Below are 7,278 nucleotides of genomic sequence, written 5' to 3'. Positions count from 1 at the left end.
GATGAAAGCAATTCACATCGCCCCCCCGTATTCCTCGCTGACGGCCTCGATCCGAATGAAAAGCCGCCGCCGGGGCGGCATGAGGCCAGCGGTTTTTTTGAATTCAACGGGGTTTTCTTCCAGGCACAAATGAGGGGTCGCTGCCCGGCCAGTACCTCGTTCCACCTTATTTTGCCGCCTCAGCGAGAACTGAGGCGTTCGCATGCCAGGGATGTGCTGCAAAATTCAGAGCTTCCCGTGCGGGGCAGGAGGCCCCGTCATTTCGAGGCGCTTAAGCGGCTGAAAATGAAGTAAGTCGGAAACCGCATTTTCGACTCCAGGTAATCGAAGGTGAGCTCCGGCTCAAGGAGTAGTGCCCGCCGCTTTGCTCCTCTCCCCCAGAGGAGCGAGTCTGAACAGATCCCGCTCCGCGGCCGCGGCGGTCCCGCCCAGGAATATGAGGATGAGGGTTCTCATGGGCGCTCTCCTCGTCTGATGCCGTTGTGGGGGCCTCATCGCGTAGGTTGCGCCCACTTCAGGAGCCGCGCGTTGATGGCCACGATCACTGTGGACAGGGACATCAGCGCGGCGCCGACGGCGGGCGTGAGCACGACCCCGGCCCCAGAGGCCACACCGGCCGCAAGCGGGATGGCGAAGGCGTTGTAGCCGGTCGCCCACAGCAGGTTTTGAATCATCTTGCCGTAGGTCGACCGCGACAGCGCCATGATGTCCAGCACCGCGCGCGGGTCGGACTTCACCAGGACTATGTCGGCGGACTCGATGGCGACGTCGGTGCCGGCGCCGATCGCGACGCCGAGGTCGGCCTCGACCAGGGCCGGCGCGTCGTTGACACCGTCGCCGACCATGGCCGTGACCAGCCCGCGCGCCTTGACCTCGCGGATCCGTTCGGCCTTCTGGTGCGGCAGCACCTCGGCGAAAAAGTCGTCGAGCCCGAGCTCGCCGGCGACGCGCTTGGCCACCGCCTCCGCGTCGCCGGTCAACATGATGCAGCGGATCCCCTTGTCCTTGAGTCGCGCGATGGCGTCCCGGGACTCCTCGCGCACGACGTCGGCCAGGGCGATGGCTCCGACCAGCTCGTCCTGCACGAGCACGAATACCACCGTCTTGCCCGCCGCCATCAGTGCGCGGGGCCTGTCGTCCTCGACCGCGATGCCGTGCTCGCCGAGGTAGCCAGGGCTGACCACGGCGACATCCCGCCCTTCCACAGCGGCCCGGGCACCCTGGCCGGGCAGGTTCTCGAAGTCGCTCACCTCTGCCGGGACGATATCGCGTGCGCGCGCCGCCTCCACGACGCCGGCGGCGATCGGGTGGGAGGACTGGCTCTCCAGGGCGGCCGCCAGCCGCAGGACCTCGTCCTGCGGCCGGTCGCCAAGCGCGACCAGATCGCTGACCCCGAACCGCCCCTCGGTGAGGGTCCCGGTCTTGTCGAAGACGATCGCCTGGAGGTTGCGGGCGCGCTCGAAGGCGGCCCGATCCCGGATCAGCAGGCCGCGCCCGGCCGCCATGCTCGTGCTCACCGCGACCACCAGCGGCACGGCAAGCCCCAGCGCGTGGGGACAGGTGATGACCATGACCGTCACCATCCGCGACAGAGCGAAGTCGAAGGCCTGTCCCAGCGCGAGCCAGGCGGGCAAGGTGAGGGCGCCGACGGAGAGGGCGATATAGGTCAGCCAACGCGCCGCGCGGTTGGCGAGGTCCTGCGTACGCGAGCGGGTCGACTGGGCCTGGCGCACCATGTCGATGACCTCCGACAGATAGGTCTCATCGCCCGTCTTGCGGATCTCCACCGTGATAGCGCCCGCGCCGTTGACGGCGCCGCCGATGGCCTCGTCGCCCTCGCCCTTCTCGACGGGCTTCGATTCGCCGGTGAGCATGGACTCGTCGAGGGCGCTGCGGCCGCGCCGGATCACGCCGTCGGTGGGGACCTTCTCGCCGGGCTTGACCAGGACCTGGTCGCTCGGGCGCAGCTCCGCTACCGGTACGTCCTCGAAGGCGCCGCCCGCGCCCAGGCGGTGGGCCGTGGTGGGCATCAGTTTCACCAGCGCCTCGAGGGCGCCCGAGGCGCCCATCACCGAGCGCATCTCGATCCAATGCCCGAGGAGCATGACGTCGATCAGGGTGGCCAGCTCCCAGAAGAAGACCTGCCCCGCGAGGCCCAGCACCACCGCCACCGAATAGAAGTAGGCAACCGCGATCGCCAGGCTGATCAGGGTCATCATGCCGGGATCGCGCCGGCCCAGCTCCGCGGCAAGTCCGCGCAGGAACGGCCAGCCGCCGTACAGGAAGACGACGGTCGAGAGGCCGAGCAGCACATAGGCATCGCCGGGGAAGGCGAGCGCGGCTTCCAGCCCCAGGGTGCGCTGAATGAGTGGCGACAGGGCGAGGATGGGCAGGGTCAGCGCGAGCGAGACCAAGAAGCGGCGGCGGAAGTCCGCGACCATGGCGCCATGGTCATGGCCACTGTGCCCCTGATGCTTGCCGTGACCGGCCTCGCCGGAATGGTCTCCCTGATGCCCGGCGGAGGCCGGCTGTCGGGCAGCGGATCCGGTGTCTCGCGACGAAGCGGATTGGTTGACGCGCCCCGGCTGGCGGTCCGAACTGTCGATCGACGTGTTCATAACTTGAGGCCCAGGTGATCAGTGACGGTTCCGTACGGCGATTCTTCAGCCGTTGGGGAAGCGTTGAACCTAGAAAGAGCAGCCAGCCGCCAGCGACCGGCCTCCAGCCGTCGTATGGTCGAGGTTTTCGCCTCTTGAAGCGCTCACCCGGCTAGTGAACGCCGGCAAGCGTCAAGCGCTCCCTAACTGACTGATTTCAAGAAGCTGGCCGCTGGAAGCTGGTCGCTCTTTTCAGGTTGAAATCTTCAGCGCTTGTCGTGCGGGGCAGGAGGCCCCATGCTGATCTTTGGCCAGGACGGCGAGAAGATCAGCGTCTCCTTAAGCACCACGACAGGAGACCGACGGGGCGCCGGTTGCTCACGACGGTCCGCCCCGGACGCTGCATCACCTATCGGTGCAGCATCCACTCCAGCGTGGTCTCGATCTTCGCCATCCGAGCGTCCAGCAGGTCGAGACGATCCATCAGCGTGTCGCAGCCCTACGGTCCGCCGCATGGCGCCCGGCCGATGCCATGGCCTATCATGCCGCGGCGGGCAACCTATTCGGACCGCCCGTTATCCCGGGTCCGCCCATCATCATGTTGGACCTCACGGTATCGGCCTCGGCGCCCTTGCGCTCTCGCTGTCCTTCGCGGCCGCCATCGCCGGATGGTGGCCGTCCACGGCCATCGCCAGCGGACTCGCCGGCAGCAGTGCGGATAGGGTCAGGGGACCGAGCTGTGTCTTGGGCATAGGCCCTCTGCTCCGGTTGCGGATTGGGCTTAATGAACCGCCCGACGGTCCAAATTCCCCGATGCCATCGCGAAGACCGCGAGCGCATTCGTGTCCTCTTGCTCCTCAGGGCTTCAGGACAGGGCGTCACGCACCCGCGACAGGCGTTCTCGAACCTCTCCGGCGATCTCGGGGACCCGCGGGTTGTCGACCAATTGGAGGACGGCCGCCGGGTCCATGAAATCGACACTGATCGTCTCGTCGTCGAGCTCCCGCACCACGACATTGCAGGGTAGGAGCAGCCCGATCTCGGGCTCGGCCTCGATGGCCCGATGGGCGAGCGGCGGGTTGCAGGCGCCGAGGATGCGGTAAGGGCGGCGGTCGACGTCGAGCTTGGCCTTGAGCGTCGCCTGGACATCGATGTCGGTCAGCACGCCGAAGCCTTCCTCTTTGAGCGCGGCGGTGACGCGCGAGACTGCGTCGTCGAACGGCGGCGCGACACGGGTGGAAAATCCATACATGGCAATCAATCTCCCCTGGTCGACGTGGATTTCGAATCGCTCGCTGCTGCGTGCGGCGGCCGGTACGCGCCGGCTACACCGCGGTCGGCGTGTCCGGCCGGTCGGTCATCCTGCCCGCATACGCCGTGCCAGTGGTTGTCCTCTCCATAGGGTCGGCAGCCGTCTCGGCCTTGGACATCCCCTCGGCGAATTGCCTCAGGGTGAACGCAGCAGGTACCGACAACCGTGCGCCGCAGTGAAGTAAGCTGCGGATGTCTGCAATCGCGGTATTTGCGAGCGCGAGTAACGGCGGCTGACTTGTTTACACATCGTTACCCGAGGCCTGTTTCTCCGCGGCCTGGACATAGACCTGCGTGATCCAGATCGTCGTGCAAGCTTCGTGGATGCGATGAAAGCCTTTCGCCGCCAGGTGATCGCCGATCATGGCGGGGTCATGGATGAAGGGGCGGTAGCAGCAGCCGGCGCGGTTCAGCCCCCAGCCCATTGCCCGGAGCCCGAGTCGGGTCTGGGCGCGGTCGCGAGGTATGGTGAAGGCGTAGAGGCAACGGGTCTTGGCAAGCGAAACGGTGACGAGCCGCTCCCAGTCCGGGTAGCAGCAGATTACCTTGTCCAAGATGGTGACGTCTGCCTCAGGCAGTGGGGCGGCGATGAGGGTGAAATCGCCTTGATGATAGCTGGTGCGCTCGGCGAGGCCGTCGGCCCGCGCCTCCCTGCGGGCGATGGCGATCATGCGCTCGGAGAGGTCCACGCCCACCGCCCGGGCGGCGCCGTCGCGAAGTAGGGCGCGGTGCAGATAGCCGGGGCCGCAGCCGACCTCCAGTAAGTCCACCCCGGCGATGCCGCCGCGGCGGAGACCCTCCAGCAACTGTCGCTGACTCCGCTCGAAGCCGAGCCAGCGGTGGCGCAGCCGGTGCAGACCGGCGAAATACGAGAAGAAACGGCCGGTGTCGGCGTTGATCGCGGTGCAGCAGTTCATCCTATCCTCCCGGGCCGATGCCGTTGCTGCTTGACCCGGAAGCATCGACCGTTCCACCTGCCGGTCCGAACCCGCCGCAGAAGGTGGCGGGTTCGGACGCTGCGTCGATCTCGGTGATCCGGTCGACCTGATCGGCGCCGCGCACCACGCGGAAGCGCACCTCGTCGGCGGGCTGCAGGCGGCCCAGATCGACACCTTCGGCCGCGGGCAGGTCCACGCGGTCATCTCCCGCCAGCTCAGTGCCGGTGCCCGTGTCGCCCTGCGTGATACCGCCGTGAGCCATGGCGTCAGGCTGCGTCATGCCGCCGGTGCTCGTGGCTGGCCGGCCGCGGTGGCGGGCATCGCAGTGGCCATTGCCAGTGCGGCGGCGAAGAGAATGAGTTTGCTCATCGTGAATCTCCGTTGCAGGTGGATGCAGCGGCGGTTCGTGATGAGTGCGGCGCGTGCGGGACCAGCGGCAGACCCCTTGGGCGTCCGTGCGCCAGTGATCCCGCGGGGACTTGGTGGTTCGGTGAGGCGAAAGGGACGCCGTACGCGGTGCGCAGGGGCTGGCACCCTGTGCCCGCATCTACACAATGGCGGCGCGCGCAACACGGGAAGCCTATCGTGTGGTCGGTCGTGGCGACCGATCTGAGGCCGGTGACCGTCAGAGAGGGGTGATGGGGTGGCGGAGCGGTCCGTAGTACCGGCAGAGGGAGGGGCCATGTTTTAAGACCAGCGCTGAAAGGGGCAAGGCACGGGAAGTTGGGGCAACCCTAGGGCGACGCTGATCGATTCGCCGAAGGGGTCTTCGGTTGGCCAAGCCGGTGAATTCTTCCATCCAAATGCGAGCCGCTCTCGCAAACGCTGGCGGGTTGGAGCGCGGCTGACCGACTCGCTGTGGTGGTCGAGACGGCGGCGCGGGGCTGAGGATCAGGCCGCGCCGCCTGTCGGCAGGTTACCCCGGCGCGTCTTCCTTGACCCGCGGCCGCGGTGCGGCGCGGTATTCCTCGCGGAACTGGGCCACGTCGGCGCGCAGGAGCGGCGCGCGGGGCTGGGTGCTCTGCGTGATGCAGCCCTCGCGGCATTCCTCGACGCAGCAGCCGCACAGGATGCAGAGGGTGTGGTCGATCGCCCAGCGCTGCCCCTTCTTGTCGATGACGATGGCGCCGGTCGGGCACTTGTGCGAGCAGATGCCGCAGAAGGTGCAGTTGTCGACCCGGAACAGGACGTGCCCGCGCGTCTTGGCGTAGGGTTCGCGCTGCTCGAAGGGGTAGAGCCGGGTCGCCGGCTTGTTCAGGGCGCTCTTGGTGACGAGCGCTGAGATCGAGAGCCAGGGCGTGGACATGGTCTACCTCTCGGTACAGCTGATGCAGGGGTCGATGGAGAGCGTGATGACGGGCACGTCGGCCAGTTCGCAGCCCTTCAGCATGTGGACCAGGGGCGCGACGTTGGCGAAGGTCGGCGTGCGCACGCGGAAGCGCTCGAGCTTTCGCTTGCCGTTGGCCTGCATGTAGTAGCAGACCTCGCCGCGCGGCTGCTCGAGCCGGCCCATGACCTCGCCCTCGGGGCGCTTGCCCTTGGTCGAGACCTCGATCTCGCCGGCGGGCATCCGCTCGATGCACTGGCTGATCATGTCGAGCGAGTCGTCGATCTCGCGCAGGCGCACGGCGCAGCGGGCGTAGCAGTCGCCGGCCGTCTCGACGGCCGGCTCCCAGTCGAGCTCGCCATAGGCGGCGTAGCCGAGCTGACGCAGGTCCTGGGCGATGCCGCTGGCGCGCAGCGTCGGGCCGACGGCGCCCAAGGCGTGGGCGGCCTCGGTGTCGAGGACGCCGATGCCGACGGTGCGCTGCTTGATCGTCTTGTCCTCGAGGAAGATGGCGGCCAGTTCGTCGTACTCGGCCTTGATCGAGCGGATCTCGCGGCCGATGCGCGCAAGGGTGTCGGCATCGATGTCGCGGCGCACGCCGCCGACCTTGCATGTGCCGTAGATGACGCGCCCCCCGGCGGTCTCCTCGATGATGTCGACGATGCGCTCGCGGATGCGCCAGCTGTGCTGGAACAGGCTCTCGTAGCCGAAGGAGTCGGCGACCAGGCCGAACCAGAGCAGGTGGCTCTGCACGCGCGAGATCTCGGCCCACATCGTGCGCAGGTAGACGGCGCGTGGCGGTACCTCGACGCCCATCAACTGCTCGACCGTCTGGCAGTAGCCCTGGCTGTGGATGAAGCTGCAGATGCCGCAGATGCGCTCGGCCACGTGGGCCATGTCGTAGTAGTCGTGGTGCTCGGCGAGGAGCTCCAGGCCGCGGTGCACGTAGCCGACCGACGGCAGGGCCTGCATGACGGTCTCGTCTTCCAGCTCCAGGTCCAGGTGGATCGGCTCGGGCAGGACCGGGTGCTGCGGCCCGAAGGGCACGATCGTGCGGTTGGCCATGGTCTTATTGCTCCGGGGTCGCGGTGGGGGCGGGCTCGGC

Annotated in this window: 8 protein-coding genes; 1 reads left to right on the top strand and 7 read right to left on the bottom strand. The window is 67.5% G+C overall.

The window, feature by feature from the left end:
* Positions 1–294, top strand: a 294-nt coding sequence (locus CKO41_RS18490) for a hypothetical protein (RefSeq protein WP_207144158.1), incomplete at its 5' end; no start/stop codon positions are given.
* A gap of 197 nt (positions 295–491) precedes the next feature.
* Here the strand turns inward: CKO41_RS18490 and CKO41_RS17600 are convergent.
* The 7 genes from CKO41_RS17600 to CKO41_RS17570 all read right to left on the bottom strand — a co-directional run bounded on the left by CKO41_RS17600 (position 492) and on the right by CKO41_RS17570 (position 7,238).
* Complete coding sequence (locus tag CKO41_RS17600; protein WP_242464413.1) at positions 492–2,441, bottom strand: copper-translocating P-type ATPase; 1,950 nt, start codon at positions 2,439–2,441, stop codon at positions 492–494.
* 764 nt (positions 2,442–3,205) lie between these two features.
* A complete protein-coding gene (locus CKO41_RS17595) occupies positions 3,206–3,349 on the bottom strand; it encodes a hypothetical protein (protein WP_200254250.1) in 144 nt (47 codons plus the stop codon).
* A gap of 113 nt (positions 3,350–3,462) precedes the next feature.
* On the bottom strand, positions 3,463–3,849 hold the full coding sequence (locus CKO41_RS17590; RefSeq protein ID WP_200254252.1) for a DUF302 domain-containing protein: 387 nt from the start codon (positions 3,847–3,849) through the stop codon (positions 3,463–3,465).
* 301 nt (positions 3,850–4,150) lie between these two features.
* The gene (locus CKO41_RS17585; protein WP_200254254.1) at positions 4,151–4,825 is read right to left on the bottom strand and encodes a class I SAM-dependent methyltransferase; all 675 of its coding nucleotides are present in this window, start codon (positions 4,823–4,825) and stop codon (positions 4,151–4,153) included.
* Between the two features lies 1 nt (position 4,826).
* Positions 4,827–5,126 (bottom strand): hypothetical protein, encoded by a 300-nt coding sequence (locus CKO41_RS17580; RefSeq protein ID WP_200254256.1) that lies wholly within the window; start codon positions 5,124–5,126, stop codon positions 4,827–4,829.
* A gap of 636 nt (positions 5,127–5,762) precedes the next feature.
* Positions 5,763–6,152, bottom strand: a complete 390-nt coding sequence (locus CKO41_RS17575) for a 4Fe-4S binding protein (RefSeq protein WP_200254258.1) — start codon at positions 6,150–6,152, stop codon at positions 5,763–5,765.
* A gap of 3 nt (positions 6,153–6,155) precedes the next feature.
* Positions 6,156–7,238: a hydrogenase large subunit gene (locus tag CKO41_RS17570; RefSeq protein WP_200254260.1), complete on the bottom strand. Its 1,083-nt coding sequence runs from the start codon at positions 7,236–7,238 to the stop codon at positions 6,156–6,158.
* Positions 7,239–7,278: the final 40 nt, after the last annotated feature.

Origin of the sequence: Thiococcus pfennigii (assembly GCF_016583835.1) — a bacterium.
Classification (GTDB): Bacteria; Pseudomonadota; Gammaproteobacteria; order Chromatiales; family Chromatiaceae; genus Thiococcus; species Thiococcus pfennigii.
Note: the sequence above shows the minus strand (reverse complement) of the source record. Positions and strands in the feature narration are given on the sequence as shown.